This window comes from Silvibacterium acidisoli (assembly GCA_022870745.1).
Classification (GTDB): domain Bacteria; phylum Acidobacteriota; class Terriglobia; order Terriglobales; family Acidobacteriaceae; genus Silvibacterium.
Genome location: CP085323.1, coordinates 730,456 through 754,297 on the forward strand (window position 1 = coordinate 730,456; position 23,842 = coordinate 754,297).

27 protein-coding genes are annotated in these 23,842 nt (G+C 58.0%); 22 read left to right on the forward strand and 5 right to left on the reverse strand.

Annotation, left to right across the window (positions count from 1 at the left end):
• Nucleotides 1–58: 58 nt before the first annotated feature.
• The 3 genes from LJD29_RS03020 to LJD29_RS03030 are packed head-to-tail and all read left to right on the forward strand — an operon-like array spanning nt 59 to nt 1,895.
• On the forward strand, nt 59–649 hold the full coding sequence (locus tag LJD29_RS03020) for a hypothetical protein (RefSeq protein WP_446744278.1): 591 nt from the start codon (nt 59–61) through the stop codon (nt 647–649).
• Nucleotides 646–1,341: a hypothetical protein gene (locus tag LJD29_RS03025; RefSeq protein ID WP_446744279.1), complete on the forward strand. Its 696-nt coding sequence runs from the start codon at nt 646–648 to the stop codon at nt 1,339–1,341. Before LJD29_RS03020 ends, LJD29_RS03025 begins: the two co-directional genes overlap by 4 nt.
• Nucleotides 1,341–1,895: a DUF1643 domain-containing protein gene (locus LJD29_RS03030; RefSeq protein WP_446744280.1), complete on the forward strand. Its 555-nt coding sequence runs from the start codon at nt 1,341–1,343 to the stop codon at nt 1,893–1,895. The genes LJD29_RS03025 and LJD29_RS03030 overlap by 1 nt, the downstream gene beginning before the upstream one ends.
• On the opposite strand, the gene LJD29_RS03035 is transcribed toward LJD29_RS03030, so the two are convergent.
• From LJD29_RS03035 to LJD29_RS03045, 3 genes are all read right to left on the reverse strand, one after another.
• Nucleotides 1,879–2,562 (reverse strand): SOS response-associated peptidase, encoded by a 684-nt coding sequence (locus tag LJD29_RS03035; RefSeq protein WP_446744281.1) that lies wholly within the window; start codon nt 2,560–2,562, stop codon nt 1,879–1,881. The genes LJD29_RS03030 and LJD29_RS03035 overlap by 17 nt on opposite strands.
• 6 nt (nt 2,563–2,568) lie before the next feature.
• The gene (locus tag LJD29_RS03040) at nt 2,569–3,141 is read right to left on the reverse strand and encodes a hypothetical protein (protein ID WP_446744282.1); all 573 of its coding nucleotides are present in this window, start codon (nt 3,139–3,141) and stop codon (nt 2,569–2,571) included.
• Between the two features lie 204 nt (nt 3,142–3,345).
• Nucleotides 3,346–3,570: a hypothetical protein gene (locus tag LJD29_RS03045; RefSeq protein ID WP_446744283.1), complete on the reverse strand. Its 225-nt coding sequence runs from the start codon at nt 3,568–3,570 to the stop codon at nt 3,346–3,348.
• A gap of 336 nt (nt 3,571–3,906) precedes the next feature.
• Between LJD29_RS03045 and LJD29_RS03050 the strand changes: the two genes are divergently transcribed.
• The 4 genes from LJD29_RS03050 (at nt 3,907) to LJD29_RS03065 (ending at nt 7,836) form a co-directional block, all read left to right on the forward strand.
• On the forward strand, nt 3,907–4,356 hold the full coding sequence (locus tag LJD29_RS03050; protein ID WP_446744284.1) for a hypothetical protein: 450 nt from the start codon (nt 3,907–3,909) through the stop codon (nt 4,354–4,356).
• 324 nt (nt 4,357–4,680) lie between these two features.
• On the forward strand, nt 4,681–4,905 hold the full coding sequence (locus LJD29_RS03055; RefSeq protein WP_446744285.1) for a hypothetical protein: 225 nt from the start codon (nt 4,681–4,683) through the stop codon (nt 4,903–4,905).
• 401 nt (nt 4,906–5,306) lie between these two features.
• Nucleotides 5,307–5,876 (forward strand): DUF1441 family protein, encoded by a 570-nt coding sequence (locus tag LJD29_RS03060; protein ID WP_446744286.1) that lies wholly within the window; start codon nt 5,307–5,309, stop codon nt 5,874–5,876.
• Nucleotides 5,866–7,836, forward strand: a complete 1,971-nt coding sequence (locus LJD29_RS03065; protein ID WP_446744287.1) for a phage terminase large subunit family protein — start codon at nt 5,866–5,868, stop codon at nt 7,834–7,836. Before LJD29_RS03060 ends, LJD29_RS03065 begins: the two co-directional genes overlap by 11 nt.
• Here the strand turns inward: LJD29_RS03065 and LJD29_RS03070 are convergent.
• Nucleotides 7,833–8,090 (reverse strand): hypothetical protein, encoded by a 258-nt coding sequence (locus LJD29_RS03070; RefSeq protein ID WP_446744288.1) that lies wholly within the window; start codon nt 8,088–8,090, stop codon nt 7,833–7,835. The two genes, LJD29_RS03065 and LJD29_RS03070, sit on opposite strands and share 4 nt — an antisense overlap.
• An 82-nt stretch (nt 8,091–8,172) precedes the next feature.
• Between LJD29_RS03070 and LJD29_RS03075 the strand changes: the two genes are divergently transcribed.
• The 11 genes from LJD29_RS03075 to LJD29_RS03125 all read left to right on the forward strand — a co-directional run bounded on the left by LJD29_RS03075 (nt 8,173) and on the right by LJD29_RS03125 (nt 17,313).
• A complete protein-coding gene (locus LJD29_RS03075; RefSeq protein WP_446744289.1) occupies nt 8,173–8,778 on the forward strand; it encodes a hypothetical protein in 606 nt (201 codons plus the stop codon).
• On the forward strand, nt 8,768–10,318 hold the full coding sequence (locus LJD29_RS03080; RefSeq protein WP_446744290.1) for a phage portal protein: 1,551 nt from the start codon (nt 8,768–8,770) through the stop codon (nt 10,316–10,318). The genes LJD29_RS03075 and LJD29_RS03080 overlap by 11 nt, the downstream gene beginning before the upstream one ends.
• Before the next feature lie 69 nt (nt 10,319–10,387).
• A complete protein-coding gene (locus tag LJD29_RS03085) occupies nt 10,388–12,334 on the forward strand; it encodes a phage major capsid protein (RefSeq protein WP_446744291.1) in 1,947 nt (648 codons plus the stop codon).
• A gap of 62 nt (nt 12,335–12,396) precedes the next feature.
• Complete coding sequence (locus LJD29_RS03090; protein WP_446744292.1) at nt 12,397–12,588, forward strand: hypothetical protein; 192 nt, start codon at nt 12,397–12,399, stop codon at nt 12,586–12,588.
• 184 nt (nt 12,589–12,772) lie between these two features.
• Nucleotides 12,773–13,147, forward strand: coding sequence for a single-stranded DNA-binding protein (locus tag LJD29_RS03095; protein ID WP_446744293.1), 375 nt, complete (start codon nt 12,773–12,775; stop codon nt 13,145–13,147).
• Nucleotides 13,147–13,437 (forward strand): head-tail joining protein, encoded by a 291-nt coding sequence (locus LJD29_RS03100; protein ID WP_446744294.1) that lies wholly within the window; start codon nt 13,147–13,149, stop codon nt 13,435–13,437. The genes LJD29_RS03095 and LJD29_RS03100 overlap by 1 nt, the downstream gene beginning before the upstream one ends.
• The gene (locus LJD29_RS03105) at nt 13,437–13,892 is read left to right on the forward strand and encodes a hypothetical protein (protein ID WP_446744295.1); all 456 of its coding nucleotides are present in this window, start codon (nt 13,437–13,439) and stop codon (nt 13,890–13,892) included. Before LJD29_RS03100 ends, LJD29_RS03105 begins: the two co-directional genes overlap by 1 nt.
• A 50-nt stretch (nt 13,893–13,942) precedes the next feature.
• A complete protein-coding gene (locus LJD29_RS03110) occupies nt 13,943–14,380 on the forward strand; it encodes a phage tail tube protein (protein WP_446744296.1) in 438 nt (145 codons plus the stop codon).
• An 86-nt stretch (nt 14,381–14,466) separates the two neighbouring features.
• The gene (locus tag LJD29_RS03115; RefSeq protein ID WP_446744297.1) at nt 14,467–14,850 is read left to right on the forward strand and encodes a hypothetical protein; all 384 of its coding nucleotides are present in this window, start codon (nt 14,467–14,469) and stop codon (nt 14,848–14,850) included.
• 32 nt (nt 14,851–14,882) lie between these two features.
• Nucleotides 14,883–15,209 carry a phage tail assembly chaperone gene (locus LJD29_RS03120; RefSeq protein WP_446744298.1) on the forward strand — a complete coding sequence of 109 codons (327 nt, stop codon included), beginning with the start codon at nt 14,883–14,885 and terminating at the stop codon, nt 15,207–15,209.
• Entirely contained in the window at nt 15,199–17,313 is a 2,115-nt protein-coding gene (locus tag LJD29_RS03125; RefSeq protein WP_446744299.1) for a coiled-coil domain-containing protein, read from the forward strand. The genes LJD29_RS03120 and LJD29_RS03125 overlap by 11 nt, the downstream gene beginning before the upstream one ends.
• Here LJD29_RS03125 and LJD29_RS03130 read toward each other — a convergent pair.
• A complete protein-coding gene (locus LJD29_RS03130; protein WP_446744300.1) occupies nt 17,310–18,026 on the reverse strand; it encodes a hypothetical protein in 717 nt (238 codons plus the stop codon). The genes LJD29_RS03125 and LJD29_RS03130 overlap by 4 nt on opposite strands.
• 105 nt (nt 18,027–18,131) lie before the next feature.
• Here LJD29_RS03130 and LJD29_RS03135 point away from each other — a divergent pair, with 105 nt between their 5' ends.
• The 4 genes from LJD29_RS03135 to LJD29_RS03150 are packed head-to-tail and all read left to right on the forward strand — an operon-like array spanning nt 18,132 to nt 23,806.
• Nucleotides 18,132–19,061 (forward strand): hypothetical protein, encoded by a 930-nt coding sequence (locus LJD29_RS03135; RefSeq protein WP_446744301.1) that lies wholly within the window; start codon nt 18,132–18,134, stop codon nt 19,059–19,061.
• Nucleotides 19,061–19,738: a phage minor tail protein L gene (locus tag LJD29_RS03140; RefSeq protein WP_446744302.1), complete on the forward strand. Its 678-nt coding sequence runs from the start codon at nt 19,061–19,063 to the stop codon at nt 19,736–19,738. Before LJD29_RS03135 ends, LJD29_RS03140 begins: the two co-directional genes overlap by 1 nt.
• Nucleotides 19,722–20,129 (forward strand): NlpC/P60 family protein, encoded by a 408-nt coding sequence (locus LJD29_RS03145; protein WP_446744303.1) that lies wholly within the window; start codon nt 19,722–19,724, stop codon nt 20,127–20,129. Before LJD29_RS03140 ends, LJD29_RS03145 begins: the two co-directional genes overlap by 17 nt.
• Nucleotides 20,096–23,806, forward strand: a complete 3,711-nt coding sequence (locus LJD29_RS03150) for a phage tail protein (protein WP_446744304.1) — start codon at nt 20,096–20,098, stop codon at nt 23,804–23,806. The genes LJD29_RS03145 and LJD29_RS03150 overlap by 34 nt, the downstream gene beginning before the upstream one ends.
• Nucleotides 23,807–23,842 lie beyond the last annotated feature (36 nt).

The following is a 23,842-nucleotide window of genomic DNA, read 5'->3' on the forward strand; positions in this document are numbered from 1 at the left end:
ATGTTGGCAGTGGTGATTTGGTCGGCGCACAACGGCGCCAGGAAGGCAGGTAAGTGAGATGGAAGAGAAAAAGGCAATCCACTTCGATAGTCCGGAAGCTGCGACATATCGGACTGATGTTAAAGGCTGGGTTTCGTCGAAGGGTCGCTTCTTCGGAACCGACGAGCGGACAGCGCGGTATGACGGCTCGACTGAACGGACTTGCGATGGGTGTGGGGCAATCTACCCAACACAGTCCTATTGCAGTGCCTGCCAACATCGCCGGCGTCAGGATAAGTTCAACTCCTTTCCCGTGGAGAAGTGGGACGGTGAAACTCCGCTCGTAATTTTCGACGATGACCGATTCTTCTTCGATGAAGACGATCTGATGGATTACATGGCGGATTCGGAAGACCCGCGAAGCCTTCAGCTCTGCAAATGCAAGCCTGGGTATCTTCGTCAAATCGAACCGGGTGACTGGGCAGACGACTTGCCGGAGGATCATGAGCTTCCGGACGCAGTGCAGGAGTCCTTGGATAGCCTCAACGCTGCGATCAAGTCGGCCGGCCCTGTTGCCTGGTGGGAAGACGATATTGCGGTGGATGTATCGGATTGGATTGAGAGAGTCGAGAGGGCAAAGCAGGCGCGCATTGACGGAGGTGTCGCATGAGCGACTATAAAGGCCGACCGGGAATAACCATGTCCGCTCTGGAGGTGGATGAGATTCGCGCCAACAATGCCGAGCTTGTCGTTGACAGGGAGGGTTCAATGCTTGTGTGGTTCGACAGCGCGATGGTCTTTCACAACCCGATGAACGCGACACTCGAAGAATACTTGCGCCTGAAGATGGGGCAACGCGTTCCGAGGCTGCATCGCGCTTCAAACGAGGAGCTCACCTCGTGTCGCATGAGCGACTACAGAGAGCAGCGCGGCGACGAATTGGTGGAACGCGCAACTATTTTACTGGCCGACTACCTGGAGGCGCGCGGCTGGAGCTGCTGGACCACACAGCGCGAAGATCTTAATAATCTTCGGACCATCGAGCAAACTGCTTACAACGAAGCGAAGCACGGGCCGACAGGCTTTACCGGGGCACGCATCGCCGGAAACAGGGCAGTAATCCGGGCAGTCCTCGAAACCCTACGCAACGCCAAGCAGGTAGATGAAGACCTTCTCGCGAAGAGCGCTGAGGTGGTCGCGGGCCTGCGGGCTGAGATCGAGCAGCTAAAAGGAGACCGCGCGCGCCTGCTTGGGGGGCTGTTCGACAGAGTAGACATGGCCCCGAACGACGACCCGCTGCCGTACATCAGGGAATACCTGGAACGTTTTCTCCCCGAGCCGCAGAAGGTCGAGGTGCTGTGATGGCACACGATCCTGGCGGCAAGGTGTTGCTGCCGCTACCTCTCTGGGTCAAGGGCTCTGCGATCTTTGGCGGCATGAACGATGAGTACCGCTATCAGCTCAAGAGGGTCTGGGATGAGGCGCTTCCTTCTGTGCTGTTCGTAATGATGAATCCGAGCACGGCTGATCCGATGTTCGATGATCCTACTGTCGCGAAATGTAGGCGTTACGCCACCGACTGGGGATTCGGCACACTCCTGGTGGGCAACACCTTTGCTTACCGGGCCACCGATCAACGAGAGCTTGCATCAGTTGACCCTTTCGGCCCAGATAACCTAAATCACCTTCTCGATATGGCGGAGATGTCGGCGGTGATTATCTTCGCCTATGGCTTGCCACACCGTTCTATCCGTAATCTCGGTGCCGAGTATGCGCTGCGAGTGCGTGACGCCTATCCAGAGAAGGCACACGTACTCAAGCTCTGTGCAGACGGAACCCCTTCTCATCCCCTCTATCTCAAGGGCGACCTAAGGCCGATACCGTGGAGAATCGATGTCCCTACTGAACAGGCATGATCAATTCGGGCCGGTTGTTGTTCACGTTGCCGACATCCCGACTGACCGGCCAGAGTTTCATCTCGTCAGCAGGAAACGGCCTCAAAAGGTCTGTCGGCGGTTGCTGCGGATCTCCTGGTTCCATCCATCGCTGATAATCCTTGGGGGACACAATCACCGGCATTCGGTCATGGACATCCACGGAGATCTCGTTCGGCTCGGTGGTAACGATCGAGTAGGTTTCGAGCGCCCGGCTGGTCGCCTTGTCGATCCAGCGATCCCAGATGCCTGCGAAGGCCCACCCGCCGCCACGGATGGGGCCAAAAGCAAAGGGCTGCTTATTCTTGGCATCAAGTTTCTTCCATTCAAAGAATCCGTCAGCGGGGATGAGGCAGCGCCGGCGTCTGAACGGTTCTTTGTAGAGAGGGCTGGTCGCTACGGTCTCGGCACGCGCATTGATAGTCGCATAGCTTGGCTTCGAGTCTTTCGACCAGTACGGCACAAGTCCCCAGCGCATGACGGCGAGTTCGCGATAGCCCTGGTCATTAAGGCGGATGACGGGCTGCCTGGTGGCCGGTGCGATGTTGTAGCTGGGCGAAAGCTCGAGATCGAAGACGTCCAGGTCACGCACCTGGAAAGCCTCAGCGATGCGTTGCTTATCGCTTCTTCGGTAGTACCTTCCGCACATAGGCCCTCAGTGAACTGCTTTGTGGTGCGCGCAGGTGCAACGCGAGATGACGTAGCGCCCCTCGTTGACGATGCCGGGGCAATCGACGTGTCCCAGATAGCTGCAATGGTCATACGGTATTTCGCGCACTTCAGGCGTGCCATCGAATGGGCCGTCGTCGGGCACCTGGCCGGTTCCGTAAACGTAGAGTTCGAACGGAGTCGAGCTTTCGATATTTTCCTGTGTCCATCGGGCCCACAGCGCCTTCCTGTAAGCACGCTCTTCTCTGGGGCTCATTTGGTCGTAAGGTTTTGGCGGCTGCGGCGGCAATTCGACCTTGAAGCCGAGCTTTTTCAGTTGGTCGCGAGTCACCGAATGGACGACTTGGTCGTCCAGGCCCAGATCGATGGGAAGCTTGACCCACTTCAGCTTCAGTTCGAGGTCTTCCAGGCTCGCGAAGTTGCGATCCTTTTCGCCGGGGACCGCGCTCTTGGGCCAAGCAATGCCTTCCTCTCCGAGGATTACGTAGTGGAGTTGTACAGGTGCGTAGGGCAGGAACGACGTTCGCCAAAATCGGATTTGGAAGCTTTCGGGATCCACGATGCTCAGTCCTCCTGGCAGTTCGGACAGTTGGCGAAGTGGAAGTATAACTTCCGGAGCGGAGTGTTTGTTGCAGTTTCCGCCTCGGCTAGAGTTTGCGCGCCCATGGCGCCGAGGATCGCTCCCTGGGCCGCGGCTATAAAGTCCAGTGCGAACCTGTTCCCCACCTCACAGAACATAATTTCACTGTTGTATCTCAGTGCTTCAGTCAGTTCCATGATTGTCCCCCATCTGTGCGGGGACCCTTCGAAAGATGCGGTTGAAGATCTCGTGCGACAGCTCCACGGATTCGTTGATCGCCGCGATGGTCGGGAGTACCCGCGTATTCACCTGCGTTGCTCGCGCAAGACGCATGCCAGCTATGATGCAGGCGCCGTAGTAGATCAGCGTCTTATTCGGCTTCGGGATGTGCGCGTCCGGATCAAACACGCGGGCTCCTGGTGCGCTGAATTTGATAGGAAAGCCTGCCTTGGAATATCTCTGCGGGTAGATAGCGGCGGTGGTCGCCGCACAGCGGACACTTCGCGGCGATCCAAGTGTCGGGGATGGTTTGCACGGGCGCCGGGATGTTTGCCTGGCAGCCCTTACAGCAAACCACAAAGTCATGCGGGCGGCTTGATGGGCTGTGAAACATGAAAGCAGTGTAGGCGAACACAAAGCGAAAGTCACTGTGTAAATTCGCGATGCTTCACATTTCAAAGTGTCGCAATTAGCTCAATCTTAAGGGTTTGTGGCAATAACGAGCATAGGAGACAAAAGATGGCGATGAGGGCGAAAACGATCGATGTCAACCGCTGGCAGCAAGGCCGGCCCGAGTGGAACTATCACCCGGCAATGCAGTTCTACTTCCGTTTCATCACGGTCACATTGCACGAAGCGCTCCAAGTGGATGCGTTCAGTAAGCCGACTGACGAAGCGCTGCTTGCGCGTGACTGGTTTGCTACGTCAGAACCGATAGATTTGACAGGTGGAAATCGCGAGTATGTGGGCTTCGATGCATGCTGCCACTGGCTCGGCATCGACGCAGACACTCATCGCGTCGCTTTCCTCGATCGCATCGACAAGAACGCTGACTTCGATACGGATGAAGCGTTCGAGCGGCTCGAATTTCTATCGCATCAGGAGCCGGAAGACACCGAAGCGCTGTTCGAGGTGCCAGAGATGTTCCGCGTGGTGGCTGTGCGCGATCAGATGGCGATGTTTGCGGTGAATTAGCTTCCAAGCTGCATGGATGAACTTCCGACCTGAGGATCAAAGGAGCCGAAGGCGGATTCCATGCGGGGCTACCGGTGCCGACTCCGGGTGACAGCACAAGACGTGCCAGCCGGGTGCGATGCCCGGCGATTCCCGCATCGTATTTTTAATGAAGCTTTGGATTGTACTTGTGAGCAAAAACTGGTACGACGACGGGATCGTGGGAGTCTACTCTTCCAAAGCTCTAGCTTTGGCCGTGCTTCGAACCCGGCGGCCGGCAATTCCCGAGTCTGAGCTGGAAGCATTCATCGACGAACGCGACCTCGATCGACCCTGGAGCGCAGAATGAATTCGACACAGCATGTAGGCCAGATGCCGGTTCGCCCGCTTCCGCCATTTGAGAAGAGCTGCGCCGGCAAGGATCAGTATCCATCCGAAAACTCAGCCATCGCCGCGCTCGACATGATGAAGCGCGGCGAGATCTGTCATCCGCGCAATAATGGACGCTGGGATACGCTAGCGGTGTACGAGTGCCACTACTGTGGCTGCTGGCATCATGGGCACCCCTGAAGTTCTTCATGTGATTGCGACGAAGGCCAGAGTCAAATGCTCTGGCCTTTGCTGCGTTTTGCCTAGATCGCATACAAACCACATCAAGGGCAGACGCAGACCGCATCCGCTGGCGCATGAGCGTCGAGCATCGAGTAAGACGGCTTGGTCAGCTGCCCAACCTTTTGGAGGTGCATCAATGGCGTGCGCACTGGCCTATCTGTTGGGGTGTGTGCTCATCTTTGCGATGCAGCGTCGTCGCAGGTGATGTGAACTCACGACGTGTCACATGTGAAAGACGGACCTTAACGTTGACATCAAAGGGGTTAGGGTCCTTCCCCGGCCGACGCTTTTGGGGGTGTCGCGCCAGCGCTTGAGCCGCCTAGCGACAGAACTTTTGGGAGTCGTTTCCGTTTCCGCCTATGCCGAAGGGTGATCAGCCGAAAAATTTCGACGTGATGACTGCTCCGGACGTCGCGGAGCTACTCGGCGTTTCGGAAAAGACTGTTCGTAACTGGATGAATAAAAACGGCTTACCTTTTCAGGAGGCTGGCCGTGGCCGCTTGCTCAATTGGCACGAAGCACTCAAGTGGTACGTCAATTACCGCATCGCCGAGAGCGGAAATGACGGAAACGGAGTGTCAAATAAGGACGCGGAAACGGAAATTAAGCCGCGCGAGACGCTCGAACAGGCAATTCAACGAAAAACAATCGCCGAAGCCGACCGGTTAGAGCTGAAATTGGCCCAGGAACGTGGCTATGTAGTCGCCGTGTCCGATGTCGAGAAGAGTGTGGCCGCAGTCGCCACCGCCCTGAAACAAGCGATTCTTGGAATGCCCTCGAAGCTCATCACGCGGCTGTACGGTGTTCGGGACAAAAACGCGATTCGGGCAATTCTCGATGCTGAGGCCCGTGATCTCTGTGTGAAGCTCGCCACGATCGGGCAGAAGTCGGCGCCCGCGCCGACGGCGGGGGCTGTCGATGAACTTTGAGAGCTCTGTTGAGAGTCTCGAGGCCCTCGGGTCGGCAGTGTCTGCCGGCCTTGCGCTATTCGTTCCGCCTCCGGACCTGCAGGTGTCCGAGTGGGCCGACCGCTTCGCGGTCCTGCCGAAAGAGTCGTCTGCCCAGCCTGGTAAGTGGATTACGGCGACCGCGGAATACCAGCGCGGCTTCATGAATGCGGTGAATGATCCACTGATTGAGACGATCGTGGTCATCTGGCCGGCTCAGAGTGGGAAGTCTGCTGGCCTGCTGAATGTCGTCGGGTACTTCTGCCACCAAGATCCTTCACCGATTCTCTTTGTGCAGCCTACCCTCGAGGCCGCTGAGAATTTCTCCAAAGACCGCATCGCCCCAATGATTCGCGATACGCCATCGCTCAAGCCTCTGTTCGGCGATCCGCGGGCAAGGGACTCCGGCAACACGCTCCTGCACAAGCAGTTCCCTGGCGGCTATCTGGCGCTCTCTGGGGCCAACTCGCCATCATCGCTGGCGTCTCGCCCCATCCGCATCGTCCTATGCGATGAGGTGGATAAGTACGACGTTTCCGCCGGCACTGAAGGCGATCCGGTTAAGCTGGCGGTCGCACGTACCACCACCTTCTGGAACCGGAAGATCATCCTCACCTCGACGCCGAATATCAAAGGCACGTCGAGAATAGAGCGCGCATTTCTGAAAAGCGATCAGCGCCGATACTTCGTGACCTGCCCCCACTGTGGAGAAAAGCAGACTCTTGAGTGGGGTATGCTCCGCTGGCCATCGCCGCGCAGCAATCCGGAACTGACGGAGCACCGGCCCGACGAATGCTATTACGTATGCAGCGGTGCTGGCTGCGAGATTACCGAAGCCGACAAGCCTGAGATGATCCGCAACGGCTCATGGGAGCAGACTGCCGTCAGCGACGATGGAAAGACCGCAGGCTTTCATCTGAATGCGCTGTACTCCCCCTGGTCTACTTGGCCAGATCTCATCCGCGAATGGCTGGATGCGCAAGGCTCGGTCGAAGAACTGAAGACGTTTGTAAATAGCAAGCTTGCTGAGACATTCGAGCCAAAGGGCGATCGAGTCGAAAAGGATCTCTTCCGCGATCGACAACATGACTACCTCGCCCATTGCCAGGCACCCGAGGGCGTGATCATTGTCACCGCCTCGGTGGACGTGCAGGACAATCGCCTCGAGGCCGCGGCTATAGGATGGGGCCTCGGTGAAGAAAGTTGGGCACTCGACCACCGAATCTTCAACGGTTCGCCTGGTGAGAATGGAGTATGGGAAGAGCTTGAAGAATGGCTGCAGCGGACATTCAAGCGTGAAGACGGGGTGACACTTCGCATTCGCTGCACGATGATGGACTCTGCCGGCCACCACACGAAGCAGGCTTATGCGTTCGCGAAGCGGAATGAGAAGCGCCGGGTCTATGCCTGCGTCGGTCGCGCGAACAGTGCTGGCGTGGCGCGTCCGCTGCTCAGCCGTCCCACAACTTCGAATGAGCTGGGCGTTGCGCTCTATACGGTCGGAGTAGATACCGCGAAGGAGTCGTTCTACAACCGTTTAAAGATTGAGGCGGAAGGCCCAGGCTATTGCCACTTCCCTGTGGCTGATTGGGCCGACGAAGAGTATTTCCTGCAGCTCGCTTCCGAAGAGCTTGCGACCGTCTACAAGGGCAACATGGCCGTCGGAAAGCGCTGGAAAAAGCGTCGAGATAGAAATGAAGCGCTGGATCTTCGCGTATATGCGATGGCTGCACTGGAACGACTGAAGCCAAATTTCGATCGCTGGGCTGACCACCTGAAGAGGCAGGCGACTGCAGCGGCTGTGGTTCCTGATCCCGTGAAGGAGATCTTGGGCGCTTCAAGCGAGCAACTCGCGGATTTGCCCGAGCAGCTTAAGCAGAAGATCGCAATCAATCGGCCGTCGCGACCTTCTGCCGGAGGGTGGGTTAACGCTTGGCGTTAAAGTTGACGAGGGCTATCCCCGAATTGGGCTATCAAGCTCTCAATTGCCTCTTTGTTGTCCGACTTCCAAGTGACATCGAGTCTTTTCTTTATATCCTTGGCGCCAATATTCCAGGTTTCTTCCCATCGCGTTGTCATCACCCTGTCAGGCGGAGGCTCGACGTTCGTCTTTCCAGTGCCGTCCTCTCTATGTGAACCGTTCTCCCAGCCGCGTGGCGTTAAATGGTAATCCTGGTATTCGTAGCTTGCGCTCATTTGCACTCCTCAAAGAGCCGATCATAACAGGCACCATGTCGTTGGTTTGCTGGTTTTTGACGAGTTGACATATGTCTAAATCGTGAGCGATTTCCCGATAAACCTCGACCCGCAAGCGCTGCCGCAAGTGCCCGTACCGGAGCCGGATGAGATCCGGGCTGGTGATACGGTTTCGTGGCAGCGGCAATTTGACAGGTACCCGCCGGGAAGTGGGTTCTCCCTCTCATACATCTTCCTGGGGCAGTCGGCTGGGTACCCGGTCGGCGGCTCGATGGTCGCAAATGGACCGAATAACTTCGTCGTGACGGTGCCGGCAGCGACTACCGCCGCATGGCAGCCCGGGTCGTACCGCTGGCAGGCCTACATCCATGATGCGAACGGGAACCGCTACACCGTCGCCGAGGGCATCACAGAGATCCTTCCAAACCTCGAAAATCAGACCAGCGGCCTCGATGACCGCGAACCTGACGAGAAGATTCTCGACGCTATCATTTCCATGCTCAGCGGTAAGGCATCGCAGGACGCCCAGGAGTATGAGATCGCCGGTCGCCGCCTCAATCGCTACTCGTGGACGGAGTTGATGCGCATGCGGTCCACGTATGAGAAGCGTGTACGTGCCATCCGGATCCGCCGTGGCGAAATTCCACCAACGCAGACGATAGGAGTCCTTTTCAGAAATGGCTATTAGTGTTCTCGACCTATCGGAAGCGAAGGCCTCGATCGCCGAACGCCAGAAGCAGGAAGCGCGCGAACTGGCACTGGTGCGACGTGAGGAGCGCGTCTCGGCGCAGCGAAACTTCGCGGCTGCTCAAGTCGGCCGGCTCACACTTGACTGGGCGACCTCAATTCTCAGTCGCGATCAGAAGCTATGGACCGATCTCCGGAAACTTCGCTCGCGCTCTCGCGAGCTCGCCGATAACGACTCAACCATGACGAAGTTCTTAGACCTATGCTCCGTGAACATCATCGGCAAACATGGTGTCCGGATGCAGGCGAAAGTGAAGAACCTGCGCGGTGACGGTCTTGCCGACTCATTGAACACGGTGATCTCGGACGAATGGAAGGCTTGGTGCGAACGCGGCAACTGTACGGTCGATGGGTTGCTCAGTTTCGATGAGCTTGAAAGGCTCCTGGTGCGTACAGCGGCGATGGATGGCGAGTTTGTCGTGCTAATGCGCCCAGCCGATAACCCGTGGGGGTTTGCGCTTCAGTTCGTGGATGTCGATCAGCTCGACCATACATTCTTTGATGAGAACCTGGGCGGTGGCCGTGAGGTCCGAATGGGCGTCGAGGTCGATAAGTACCGGCGGCCGCTCGCCTATTGGCTCTTCACGCGTCATCCGAACGAGTGGAGCAATAGCCCTCTGGCGCGCGTGCGTGTACCTGCCGAAGGCTGCATTCATGCATATCTGCCGGACTCTGCTCTGCAGACCCGCGGTAAGCCATGGGCAGCGCCGGCGATGTTTAAGATGAACATGCTCCGCGGCTATATGGAGGCGGAGGTTACTGCAGCGCGCGTTGGTGCGTGCCAGATGGGTGTGCTCATCAACAAGAGCACGGAGGAGTTTGAGGGCGACGGGCAGAATGCCGACGGCACCGTGAAGTTCGAGGCGCAGCCTGGTGGATTCATGCAGATCCAGGGCGACCAGGATTTTAAGCAGTTCAGCCCGGAGCACCCTTCCACCGCTTTCAATGCGTTCGTGAAGGAATGCAAACGTGACATCGCGGCAGCTCTGGGGGTGTCTTATACATCGTTAACGAGCGACCTGGGCGAGGTTAACTTCTCCTCGATCCGCGCTGGGCTGCTTGATGAGCGTGACATGTGGCGAGTGCGGCAGAAGTGGATAATCGAAAGCTTCCACAAGCGCGTCTTCAAGATGTGGCTCCAGCAGGCAATCCTTTCTGGGCGGCTGAGTTTGAGTGTGCGGGACGAAGACACCGTTTGCTCGCAGATCGAATGGCATCCGCGCGGATGGCCCTGGGTCGATCCGCAAAAAGACATGCAGGCAAACATCGAGGGTGTACAGAATGGCTTCACAACCCGATCAAGGGTGCTGACGGCGCAAGGCTATGACCTCGAGGACACGCTGGCCGAGCTAGCCGAGGAAGAGAAGCTGATCGAGAAGTATGGTCTCAAGCTCGGTACGGATACGAAGGGCGTGGCAGATGCCCCCGAAGACGCCGTTGAAGGCGATAGCACTACCGCCAAAAGCGGTTCGAGCTCCTGAGGGAGATTTCATTTCCGAATAGAGCCCGCTAATTTGCGGGCTTTTTCGTTTCTGCGGCAATGTCGCCTTGTGAGCGAGAAAACGAAACTCGAACAGCTTCCCGTACAGCATCGCGCGGCCAAGGTGGAGCTTGCAGGGTACGACCCTGAAAAGCGCACTGTTGAGTTTGCGCTTTCTTCGGAGGAGCCGGTCCAGCGCTATTACGGCGCCGAGGTCCTGGATCACTCGAAGGAGTCGATTGACCCATCCCGGCTGAAGCGCGGAATTCCGCTGCTCTACAATCACGACCCCAACAAGCACATTGGCACCGTTACCGATTACAGGGTCGAAGACAAGCGGCTCATCGTTACGGCCAGGTTTGGCAATAGCGCACTCGCCAAAGAGAAAGAGCAGGATGTCGCCGACGGCATTCTGAAAGATGCCAGCGCGGGTTATCGCCCCATGGAATACAAGCGCGACGGCGGCGACAAGAGCGGCGATACCTACCGATGGACCAAGTGGATGCCGATGGAAGCGTCCTTGTGCCCTATTCCAGCCGATCCGACGGTTGGAACTCGTTCAGAAGATTCTGAGGCTAGCGGCGCCCAGTATGCAGTCCGCTGTCTCGATGAAGTTGATGTACCGGCTGTTGCCGATCCCAAAACAGAGGTGAGAAGTATGGAACCGAACGCCACTCCGGCAATTGATCCGGTACAGGTGGGCGCGGACGCAGCCAAGGCGGAGCGTACTCGCGTCAGTGAAATCCACGCACTGGGCCAGCGCCATGGCCGCGAGCTATCGCGTGAGCAGATCGAGAAGTTTGTGAACGAGGGTAGCTCGGTGGACGCTGTGCGTAGCCATATCCTCGACAAGCAGATCGAGATGGCGCAGAAGAACGAGGTGCGCAACCTCAACGTGCTGAATCTCTCCGACAAGGAAAAGCAGTCGTACAGCGTGACTGCCGCCCTGCGCGCCGCTTCCGGCGAGAAGCTCGGCTCGAAGGATGGTGAATTCGAGCGCGAAGTGAGCGATGCCTACATCAAGAAGACCGGCTTCTCGGCGCGCGATGGCTCGATCGTTATCCCGATGGATATCTCGATGGCCGCGAACGCCATCGATCGCGCACGCGGTCTCCGTAAGATGGAAACCCGCGCCGGCCTGGACACGAACAGCAACGCGAACGGCGAGTACACCATCTTCACTGAGTACGTCAGCCTGATCGAGCTGCTTCGCAACCAGATGAAGGTCCGCGCTCTCGGTGCGACTTTCCTGTCGGGCCTGTCTGACAACATCGCATTCCCGAAACAGGCGACGGCGGGCTCTACCTCGTGGGTGGCCGACAACCCGGGTGCCGACGTTGCAGACTCCAACCTGACGTTCTCGCAGATCTCCATGAGTCCGAAGATCCTGCAGAGCACGACCAGCTTCTCCCGCAAGCTGCTCCTGCAGTCCTCGGTGGACGTGGAAGCGCTGGTGCGCAATGACCTGATGGCCATCATGGCTTTGGCGATCGACCTGGCTGCCCTGACCGGCACTGGTGCGAACAATCAGCCGAAGGGCATCCTGAATCAGACCGGTATTGGCTCGGTGGCCACGGGCGGTGCGACGCTGACCTACGATGACTTCCTGGCGCTGGAAGAGCTCATCGCGGACGCGAACGCAGATCAGCTCGGCCCGATCGCGCAGCTCACCACGCCGAAGGTGCGTCGCAAGCTGAAGAACCTGCCGCAGCTCGCCAATACCATCGCGCTGCCCATCTGGCAGGACAACGAAGTGAACGGCTATCGTGCCGAGGTGACGAATCAGTTGCCGACGCCGATGAGCACCGGCGGCACGCCCTACGCCCAGCACACCTTCATTGCCGGCGTCTGGAATCAGCTCTTGATCGGCGAGTGGGGCGCGCTCGAGATCATCACTGACCCGTATCGCCTGAAGAAGCAGGGCATGATCGAGGTCACGACCTACGAGACCTGCGATGTCAACGTGCGCAATGCCCCCGCATTCGCCGCGATGACCGACATCAACCCGACGGCCTAAGAACCGAACACGAAGACCCGCCGGTAGCTAACCGGCCGCCGGCGGGGCAATTCAGGAGGGCCATGATGGCCGGAGTTGAATTTCTGAAGTACACGCCAGGCAGGACGATGAGAGTGAAGATCACCTCACCGACCCGCGTGAGCGGAAAGCATTTCGATGAGGGAACCCTTGTCGATCTGTCCGAGCAGGATGGCCTCGAGTTGATCATTGCCGGCAAAGCCGTCAAGGTCGCTGCGCCACCGAAGGACAAATAAAGCTTCCCCTGCGCGAATACCCGCCTGTAGGCGTGACGCGCAGGTGAGAGATACAACCCAAAACGACGGGGCCCGTGGGCTGAGAGCGATAGGAAGCGTCATCCGTGGATCGCCAACTCACATTCGGACTACAGGCGGGCAGCAGTGGGGCGGTAGATGACGACCGCCCCCGTCTCAGATGGACATGGCGAAGAGCGTAAACAAGGCGATTCTGGTGGGTAACGTGGGGCGGGACCCCGATTACAAGATGACACGCGGCGGCACAGCCGTGGTCGAGTTTGCGATCTGCACGACGGAGCGTGTGAAGGAGGGCTCTGGCTGGAAGGATCGTCCCGAGTGGCACAACGTAGTCGCCCTCGGGAAGCTGGCCGACCTCATTCGCGAGTACGTGCAGAAGGGCTCAAAGCTTTACGTTGAAGGCAAGCTGCAAACGCGAAGCTGGGAGAAAGACGGCGTGAAGCGGTACAAGACGGAGATCCTGGTGGCGGAGTTTACTTTGCTCGGATCACGGCCCAACGCTGACGGTGATCCGGACGAAGAATATGCGGGGTCGTTCTGATGGCATTCGGCGATCAAGACTTCGCGACTTTCTTCAGCGACTTCACGGAGCCCGCAGTTGTGGGGGGATCGACTGTGCAGGTCTTTGTCGATATGCCGGCGTCTCCGTTCGAGCATGGCTTTGGCTCCATGGAAGAAGCACTCGTGAAGCTTACCGCGCCGATCACGGCGTTCACTGTTCTCCCGGTGCCAGGCACTGCTGTCTCTGTTCGTGGCGTGTCGTATTCGATAGCGCGTCGGTGTCAGCCTGGTGATGGTCGCATCGTTGAACTTGAGTTAAAGAGGGCATAGTGAGCATTCCCACGAGCGTTGGCCAATTGGCTGTCCGAAAAATTGCAGAGGTGATCGAAGCGACCGGCGTCGCCTCGGTCGCTCGTACTGATACAACGGAATACACCCCAGAGCGCCTGCCGGCCATCAACGTTTTTCGGCAGAAAGATCAATTCACGCGGCGGGGCGTGGCTTTTGACGCCGCTGAAGCTACATTCCATGTGACCGTGCGTGCGATGGTGAAAGCCACCTCGGAATCGGATGAAGCCGTAGATCCGCTTCTGGTATCCGCGTGGCAAGCAATCATGGCGGATGAATCCCTTGGCAGCCTTGTGACGGATACCGAGATCACGGGCGTTGAGTACACGTACGTTCCGAAGGGTGAATGGGACATGCTGGCTGCAGATCTAACGGTTGCGGTAACTGTACAGGTGGGTCGGACGGATCCCTCGCAAAACAAAATCTATCTGAGCTGAAAGGAGTAGGCGTAGCGAACAACAAGGACTGGTAAGAGGAGGATTTCACTATGCCAACGCCCGTAGCCCAGAAGCTCCAGGGGTATAAAGGCCAGCTCCAGTACACGCCATCGGGCGGGGGCGCGGCCGCTCTCATTCTTGGGATCAAAGAGATTGAGATCGACATTAAGTCCGACAAGATCGACGATACAGACCACTCCACTCAGGGTTGGAAATCGAGTCTTCCGGGTCTTAAGGAGTGGTCGGGTACAGCGAAACTCGACTACATCACTGGCGACACGTCCCAGCAAGCTCTCCGCACTGCGATCCTGACGGATGAGTTCATGACGCTTGCCTTCCTGCCTGTAGTGCAGACCGGATCCGGCATTGATGAATATACCGGGACATGTATCATCACCGATTTCAAAACGAGCGCGAACAATAACGACCTCCAGCCGATCGACATCAGCTTCTCTGGCCGCGGCGCCCTGACTCTCGGGGTGCAATAATCGCACCACGTGATCTTTGCTTGGGCCGCCGCGAGCGGCCCCTTTCTTTTTTGCCGCAAACTTCCGGATGGCTGTACAGGTAAGCCATGCCGATCCTGAAGAAGCCCATCTTTCTGAACCTCGACCGTCGCCGCGAGGTGATCTTTGACCTGAACACAGAGAAGCGTATACAGAGCCAGAGGAAGCTGGGCGTATCGCTGTGGGAAGAGGTTGGCGAATACGTTGACGCAGAGACCGGCGAGATCAAGAAGAAGCTGAATCTCAACCTCGAGAACTTCGGCATTTACCTGTGGGCCGCGCTCTACGATGACGCGCACAAGCATGGCGAGTTGCTGACCGTGGCGGAAGTTGGTGCCCTGGTGGACAAGAAGAAGAAGTTCGAGGCTGCATACGATGCGCTGAGCAGCGCTCTGCTCGTCTATTACGGGGATGACGAGGATGAACCGGGGGAAGACATCGCCCACGCGTAAGGCGCGGCAGCGGGGGGCGGAAGAAGCGCAAGGTGATTACCTGGGATGACCTATACCGCATTGCATGCGGTGAAATGGGGTTGTCCCCAGACGTGTTTGGTCGAATGACCTATGCCGAGCTTCGCGTGTTTCTCGACGGCTGCTACGAGCGCCAGAAGCGCGAGATCAAGGTGCAGCGCGAGCTCGATGCTTGCCTGGCGGCTACGCTGATCAACCATCTCGGGATGTACAAAGAGCCCATCACGGCTGCTATGCTGCTCGGCCGCAAGTCGCGGCGCAAGGTGAAATCTCGCGAAGAGCAGATGGACGATGCGCTGAATGTGGCATTCAGCAAGTATGTGAGGACCGATGCCGAATAATTCAGTAACGATCGTTGTCGCCGGCGAGGACCGCAGCGGCCAGGTACTCGATGTAGTTCAGAAGCACCTCGAGGATGTGCGCAAGAAGGCAGAGGCTACGGATCGGGCGCTATCCGGTATCGGCTCCCACATGGTTCCGCAGATGGCCGCGGCCAGCGCGTCGGTGCGGCTGCTTGATGGAGACTTCAGCCATCTGATGCGCGCCGAGGAGCGTTTCCTGTCGATGCTCCCTGGCGCCTCGGCGCTCTTCCAGGCAGCCTTCCCGGTTATCGGCGTTATCGCGGTGGCCACCGGAATCTATAAGGCGGCTGAAGCCACTGAGCAATACATCCAGAAGAACCGCGAGATGGGCCGCACGATCCAGCAGGCCTGGGGAGATGCGAACCTCGCGTATGAGAAATCGAATGACGAGCTTGCGGTCACAAACGACAAGCTCGAAGTTGCAATCGCGAAGCTCGAGAAGAAACCGGCCAACGGACTGAAGTTGGCTCTCGACGAGGCGAAGGTCTCCGCAGACAACCTCGCTCTTTCCCTGGAATCGGATAACAGCAAGCTTGCTGAGCTGATGAGTAAGAACTCAATTGGTTTTCTCGGCAATCTCGCTACGGGCATGCGGCCGACAAAAGACGCAGAGGATCTCTTCAAGGGATATCGTGAGCAGGTGCGAGATATCACATACGCGGGCGACGAGCGTGCGCGCGCTGCCAAAACCGCAGAGGATGCCCAAGCAGCTCGCACGCAGACCCAGAATCAACTTTATGCGGCCCAAACTCAATGGCTCGATCGCGTGAATCAGAAACTTAAAGAGGTAACTGCGCAGCGCGATGAGGAGAACGCTGAACTTGCCAAGCATGGGGTCAGTCCATCTGGCGGACATGATGCGCTCATTAATGACCTTAAGGGGATGCGCACCGCGATCTCAAGTCAGATGGATCGCACCGATCTCACGAATCAGAACGAGTCGCTGCAAAAACAAAAGGACCTTCTCGAGGCTAAAAAACAGACTGCTGACGTAGCTGAGGCGGAGCGCAAGCGTGAGGCGGAATGGCTCACGAAGGTGCAGAACCTCGGCATCGGGCCGACTCCGCAGGCGCAACAGGCGCGACTAAAGGATGCTGCCAAGCTGCAGGAGCAGATGGACAAGCAGCAGCAGGAGTCTGTCGATCAACTCACGGAAAGCTATCTCAAAGCGGAAGAGACTAAGGCTCAGGCTGCCGTGAAGTCCAGCAAGGAAGAGATACAGGCGCTGCGCGAGGTGCAGGAAGAGCGCATTCGCACAGCATCGGATGACATGCAGATCGCCGCGCGTACGGCCGATTTCCAGATGCGCATGGGGCAGATCACTGCGGCGCAGCGAGTTGCGGCGATCAAGCAGGCGTCTGAAATTGAGTATCAGACCAAGCTGAACGCGCTTGAGCAGATGCGGTACCTTGATGCGCTCGACCCGGATAACCCTGAGAAGGTGCAGAAAGACCTCGATCAGATCAAAGAGCTTACCCAGCGGCATCAGGAAGAGATGCTCGAGATGGATCAGCAGGAGGCGCTCCGTAAGCGATCGATCGCGGCGGGATATCTGCATGACATCTTCGATCCGTTGATGGACCGGCCGAAGAGCATCAGCGACGCTTTCAAAAAGATGGCCGACAACATCCTGCGCGACTTGTCCCGTGTGGCCGAAGACAAGATGATTAATGGGGTGCTCGACAGTTTTGCTTTCTCAGGTGGCCAGGGTAAGAGTGCGCCGGCACGCGCGGCAGCCGGTCAGGCGTCCGGCATCGGTGGATTCTTCAGCGGTATCGTCGGTAAGCTCACCGGCCGCGGCGCGCAGAAGGCGAGCAACGGCGGCCTTGCTTCTGGTGCCGGCACGCTGGCAGATGGAACTACCTCGCTCCTGCAGCAGGGTAGGAATGCCACGGGATCCGGCGGCGCGCCGGTGATCAATATCATCAATACCGGCACGCCTCAGGCCGTGCAGTCTTCGGGATCATCGGGCGGCGGCCTTGAGCAGCAGATTATCTCGATCGTTCTGAAGGATGCCGACAGTCTCGGGCCGATGTCGCGCGGCATCGGTGGCGCAATTTCGCAGCTTGGGTCTTCGTCTTAGCGGAAGCGAAGACCCTTCGCGCGCATGGCGCTCCACTGCTCATCCCAGGCCTTCTGGAAGTTCTGCTGGACGTAGGTCTCGACGGTCTTATCCATGGCGAGGCGCGGCTTTGTCCTCACGCTTCGCGCCAGGATGTAGAAGGGATAGGCCTCGTGGTCGGTCCAATAGCGACCCATAATCATGGGCGTGCCGGAGCGGCTCTGCTGCACGAAAAAAACCATCCCCCGTACTGTCACCTGATTGCGAAGCGCCATCTGGCCTTTGCGTGTTCTGGTCGCATACCGGCCATTGACCGCGGTAAGAAGAGCCTTCGGCCGAAGCTCTGCTGGAATCGGGCTACTCTCACCGATCATCTGCCGAAGGTACTTGGTCGGAATGGCGATGTGGGAGTGCCCCCCGAACGCCACACGCTCACCGCCGTCTTCCTGCTTGCCGAGATAGTCGGGCGCCCCAGTCTTACGGTTGGCTGTGTCGGTGTGCACATCGGCTTCGATGACGGCCGACTTCTTCTCTGCGGGCTTGATGCGGATGCCCTTCTGCGTGAAGTCGTTGCGCAAGGTGAACCTGCTGGGCAATTGTCCCTGAACTTCTCCCTGGGCACCCTTGACGACCTTCGTGAGCGTAGCCGCAAGCGCGAACGGGATGTGCTGCTTCTCGAGTTCATGCAATCCCTGCACGGCCGCAGTTACATCGACCTTCACGCGCACGCTCATGTCCGCATTGTCGCTGGATTCGCCCGAATCGCGCGAAGTGCGGCATAAGGGGGCGTGGCCTCGCCGATTATCTTCCCATCTCTATCCCGCGCCCCGAGTCTCGACGTGAGCGTCAAGACCGCAGACGACACGATCCGTGATGAGATGGACCTTGGCTACGTGGCGACGCGCCCTCGGTTCACGCGCGCTCGCCGTACATGGACAATCAACACGCGAAATCTGAACCTTGAGGATGTTCGCGTATTGGATATCTTCGCGCAGCAGACCGTGAAGCGCGGCTCGCTTCCCTTCTACTATCCGAACCTCGCCCCGAACTGGAGCTTTGAACTTCCAGCTTCGAAGCCGTTCGAGATTGCGCAGGGATGGACGGTTCGCGAGGCTCAGCTATGCACCGTTGGACTGGCCTCGAGTGCTTCCGATGGAAGCGTGGCGATGTCATTTGCCAGCGTCGCAGGTAGCTTGCCTTCTGGGGCATCGCTGATCGGATCTGTGCAGGCCCAGCAGAGCTTTCCAGTGAAACCGGGTGAGACGTACGTCGGCTCCTTCCAGTGGAAGGCGAATGTGACAGGCCAGGCGTCGTTGGGTATTTATGTCTTCGCCTATATAGTGATCAGCCTCGAGTTCACCGATGGCTCGACTGCCCTGGTGAATCCCGCATACCTGCCCGGCATCACTGGTACTCAGGCTACTTATGTGGCGGAGCAGTTCTCGTTCGTTATCCCATCGCCGCCGGCGAACCTTTCCATCAGCAGAGCCCGTGTGGTCCTCATGGTGACCGGTCAAAACGTCACGAACGCCACTCTTCCGGTCAGCGCGCCGGGCAGCGGCAACAGTCTCGCGGTCTGGTTGGACTGTATTGGTCTGGCGCTCTCGCAGGTGGCTTCCGGCCAGTCTATCTATGGCCGGATGGCGGGTGCTCAATCGCTGGGCGTACCCGTGCGCTTTGGCGCGAATCAGATTCCGCAGTTTTCGGATCTCGGACCAAGCGGTGGTCAGAAGCTGTATGGCACAACGTTTCAGCTTGAGGAGGTCTAGTGGCCTCTTCTGCCCTGTTTCCGCCTGTGCTCTCCGTCCTTTCGCTTGCCGCTCAGGCAGACAAGTCCAAGCTGACATCGGCTGATCCGTGGCTGATGCTTATCGACGTGGTGTGGCAGGGTCAGCATTTCCGTTTGGCGCGCAATGTCGATGACGTGCAGTTCGACGCCGGCGATGGATTTGGCGTTCAGGACTACACGAAGTCGGCTTTTGATCTGACCATCGAGCGCACTTCGGGTGGTCAGTTGCCGAGTATTCAGATCAAGATCTCGGATATTCAAGGACTCTTACAGGGGCCAATCCAGGAGTACGCTGGCGTCGTCGGCGCCACGGTCAGTATGTACTTCGTCAACATGGCTCACCCGGCTGGTGAGCCCAGCATTGCGCTTACCTCGACTATCATGCGCACACAAAACGTCCCGCTGGAGAGCGTGACGTTTACGTTGGGCGCGCCGAAGCCTCAGCAGCAGCTCTTTCCGCGATATCTGTACCGTGCTGACTTCTGCATCTGGGTGCCGACCTATAAAGGCAAGTGGTGTGGCTATACGGGGACGCTGCCAAACTGCGACGGAACATATAACGGATCGAATGGTTGCGTGGCTCACGCGAATCAGCAGCGCTTCGGAGCGTTCCCCGGTATCGGGACCAACGGAGGATCGCTTGCCAGCCAGACCTAACCGCATCCCGCAGTCGCTCTACCTGGATCTGCTGGCCATCCCGTATGTGGAGCATGGAAGGACGCTTGAGGGCATGGACTGTGTTGGATTGTTCATGGAGATTCAGCGTCGCCTTGGGCGGCACCTTCCCGTGTATGAAAGCGATCCGACAATACTTGCGGACTCTCTTATCGCGTGGGAGCGAGTCGAAACTCCTGAAGCTGGTGATGGGGTACTTCTCTTCTCCAGCGACCCTCCGTGGCACCTTGCCACCGTTATTGGCCCAAACGAGATGATCCACGGTAAAGAGGGGGCAGGTATGGTGGTCGAACGCTTCGACACGCCGGCCCATCGCCGCTGCATCGAGGGATTCTACCGTTGGAAAAGTCAGGTGCCCGCCCCGTCCGTTTAGTCGAAATCGTCAATCCCTTTCAGGCTGATGCTCGGCTCGGCGAAGTCATACTTGCGCCTCACCGCGGGGAGTATCTTCCGGAGTGCGTGAAGCGCGCCGGATTGCATGCTGCCGATTACGTCTTTCGCGTGAACGGGAAGCTGATCGAATCGGGCGAGGAGGATTTCGTCCCGGTGATGCCTGGTGATGAAATCCTCTGCTGCTGTGCTGCGGGCGGCGGCATTATGAAGAGCATAGCCATGATTGGCATCATGGTGGCTGCAACAGCTTTTACAGATGGGTTCGCTGCTTCGTTCTTCGGGGAGGCAATCGCCTGGGGTGGTCTCGGGCTTTCCACCTCAATGTCTGCGCTGGTTTCGACTGCCATCGCCATGGGTGGCAATATGCTCATCTCTGCGTTCATGGGGCCGAGCCTCGGCGGGACGAACGCAGCCAGTGTGACATATGATCCAACTGGGCCAAAGACCCTGGCCCAGCCCGGTACACCCATTCCAAAAGCCTATGGCACCTTTGGATGGGGTGGAAACATCATTTCTTCCTTCGTCGATCAGGACGGCAAAGACGAATACTTAAACATTCTGGTGTGCTTCGGATTCGGCACGGCGAGTGGCGTGCAGAATGTAATGCTCAATCAGAAGCCCATCGCCGCGTATCCCGATTTGAGCTATCAGTTTCGCTACGGGACCAACGACCAGACTCCGATCCCTGGCTTTGATACCATTCGCAACGTCTATCCCCAGGAGATTGAACTGCTCGAGGCGCAGGGGCCAACTCTTGTGCCGGGCACCGGGACGAACACAACTGGTCTGCAGATCGCAGTGAAGTTTCCGGGCGGCTTGATGCGAACGGATTCGAGCGGGAATCCGAAAGAGTGCACTTTCGTCTACAAGGTTGAAGTGTCGCCAGGCGGCCAGAATCAATGGACCACGCCGATTTTTCCGCGCACTACGACGGACGTGTACACGACGGACGCCAACGGCTTCAGGCATTACCCTTACTGGGTCGTGATGCCCACGGACCGCTATGCCGGCTCCGGCATTGTTTACTCCACTGACACGAATGAAGGCGCTCACTACCCCGGTGAATCCTGGACCGGCTCGCAGGGCGTCACGGTTTACAACCCCGATAATTCGACATCCGGATATGAGGCTACCTTCACTGGTGAATGGCAGCCGACGACGGACATTGAACTTGATTTGCAGAGCGTTACGGACTGGTGGGGAGGCTGGCGCCTGGTCTCGAACATGACCAACCAATCCTTCTATGATGTAGTGAGCGTCTTCGGGTTGGCCGCGGGCAAGTGGGATGTAAGGGTGACCAAGTGGGGTGCCGGCCCGCACAATGACCCGATCCCGCAGGGTGATGCAACGCTGACGGATCCGCACTATACGGCCGATGGCTGGCTTTGGGATGTCGCGGAAACGCAGTTTACCGATCTCGCTTATCCCAACATGATCTTGCTCGGCATCCGAGCGCTTGCCACGTCGCAGATCTCAGGTGCCGACATCACGGTGCAGGCGACCTGGACCCACGATATCGGAGCAGATACCGTTCTTCCGGCGGAGCTATCGACGTTCGAGCATGACAATCCTGCGATCGTGGCCTACGACGTGATTATGAATCCGCTCTATGGCATGGCCTCATCGACGCCGAACCTCGCAGTGGATATTCCTGCCTTTGTGCGCTGGGCCGAGTTCTGCGATGAGCTGGTGCCGACATCAACGGGAACGACGCAACGTCGGTTTGTCTTTGCTGGCGTCTTCGATCAGGGCGGCTCGAATGCATGGCAGTGCCTCCAGCAGGTTGCGCAGATGTCTCGGGCTCAGATCGTTAATGCCGGACTCACATACTCCGTAGCTGTCGATGCACCTACTGACATCACGCAGGTCTTCACGCAGGCGAACATCAAGAAAGGTTCCTATCAGGAAACCTTCGTCGCCTTCGATGACCGCGCCACTCTGGTCGAGGTGACGTTCGCTGATGCAGGGCGAAATTTCCGCACCGACCTTCCCGTTTCGGTGATGACCACGACGACCATCAACGGTGGCCAGCAGCCGAAGATCACCCGGACCAATCTGCTCGGTTGTACCGACCGCGATCAGGCCTGGCAGTGGGCGTACTTTCAACTCCTATCGACGGAGACGCTGCTGAAGACGGCGCAATGGAATGCCGCGCTTGAGGCGGTGAGCTGCCGGATCGGGAGCGTTGTAGGTGTGCAGCAGCCGATGTGGTCCCTGGGCGGACGTATCCAGAATGGATCGACAACGACGACGTTGATTATTGACCGTACGGACCTGCCCGCGTTCACGTCTGGCGCGGGTTGGACTGTTGGCGTCATTCATCCGGTATACACAGTCGGGCAGGCTACGATTCAGAGCGTTGCGGCGACCGGCACAAACAGCTACCTCGTCACGTTCACTGGCAATCTGCCTGCGGGCCGCATTGTCCGCATCTCGAATTCAAGTGGTTCGGAGGCCAGTGTTGGGTCAGTGAGTCAGTCGGGCGGTGCGAACTCGAACAGTATGGTGATCGGCAGCTTGCAGGGCAGCTTCTCCGCAGGGCAGGTTGTCAGCCTGTACGACTATGACCGCATCGAACTGCGAACCGTCAGTGCGATAAATGGCGTGTCTCTATCTGTACCAGCGTTCTCGCAAACACCGACAGCGGATGCGGCGTGGTTCTATGGGCAGACATCGGGCGCAGCACCTTATAAGACATTTCGCGTGACGGGAATGAAGCAGGTGAGCGACTTCGACATGCAGATCTCCGCTCTCGAATACAATCCTTCGATCTACACAGACCCGACGCCGTCGTATGGAGAGATTGTCTCCTTCCCTACCGTCAATGCGGCAGTGACCGGCCTGACCTTGGTGGAGAAATTGCAGAACACCACGAACCCGTCTAAGTCACCGACTCAATCTCTCATCTCTGTTGGTTGGGACAACGGCACAAATACCTCGACGGTGGATATCTGGGGTCAGGTCGATGGCGGTGCATGGAATCTTCTTGCGACCGGCACCAGTAAATCCGGCTATAGCTTCACAGCATCCACGGGTGACGTGTGGTCGATCCGTGTTGTCGGCAAAGATCAGTTCGGTGTGACCTCTGCATACAATAGCGCGCCGATGGCAACGATTACGGTTCAGGGGACTGGGGCGGCTCCGGCGGATGTGGCTGGCGTGCACGGAACCACTTCAGGGTCGGTCTTTACGCTGGCTTGGACGGCCGCGACGAATCCGTCGGCATCTGGTAATGCCGCGACAGCGAGTTATGAGATCCGCATTGCGACATCAGGAAGCGATTGGAACTCAGCCACGCAGGTGGCGACCGCTGTCACCACGAACAGCTATACAAGCTCCGGAGCGCTGTCTGGCACCTACCTGGTCAAAGCTCTGAGCGCGACAAGCGTTGAATCCATCAATGCTGCAGCCTGGTCAACGGTGAGCGCGAATGCTGTCGTAACCGGCACGCTCGCGATTACGAACGGCGGCACGGGCGCTGCAAGTGCGGCCGCAGCTCTCACTGCGTTGTCCGCAGCAGGCCTTGGCGCGAACACCTATACGGACGCCCAGACACTTCCCAAAGCAGGCCTCATTGTGCCCGATACCACGAACGGCAAAACGTATCAGGTGCAGGTGATAAACGGGGTGGTGACCGCCTCAGAGCTGAACGGATAGCGAACTTTGCTCGATTTTCTGATGTGACGCTACGGT